1 protein-coding gene is annotated in these 455 nt (G+C 39.6%); it reads left to right on the top strand.

The window, feature by feature from the left end:
- Positions 1-455 (top strand): PKD domain-containing protein (locus CWB80_RS21985; RefSeq protein WP_138686317.1); only part of this gene is annotated, 455 nt, incomplete at both ends.

The following is a 455-nucleotide window of genomic DNA, read 5'->3' as shown; positions in this document are numbered from 1 at the left end:
GGTAATTGGAGTGCCTATAAATCAAAAACTGTAGAGTGGGCCAATAATTATGAGAATGAATTTGTACAGTGGTGCGATGACTTAGTTGCAGGTACGAGCACTAATACCCCACCAATAGCACAAATTAATGGCCCATATTCTGGCATGCAAAATAACAGTATAAGCTTCACGAGTAATGGTAGTAATGATAGCGATGGTAGTATCGCTAGTTATCAATGGAACTTTGGCGATGGTAGCAGTTCAAATCTGGCAAATCCTACTCATAGTTACACAAGTGCAGGAGAATACACCATAACATTAACTGTGGTTGATAATGAAGGTGCAAGCCAAACTGTCACTACAGTAGCAACTATCGAAGCTGACAGTAGTGTTGATGATGGTGTGCTATTGAATAGCCAGCCAATTAACATCAGTGGCGCTCAAGATGAATTTTTATATTTCACTTTTGATGTTCC

The sequence above is a fragment of the Pseudoalteromonas sp. S1650 genome (assembly GCF_005887195.1).
In the GTDB taxonomy this organism is placed as follows: Bacteria; Pseudomonadota; Gammaproteobacteria; order Enterobacterales; family Alteromonadaceae; genus Pseudoalteromonas; species Pseudoalteromonas simplex.
Note: the sequence above shows the minus strand (reverse complement) of the source record. Positions and strands in the feature narration are given on the sequence as shown.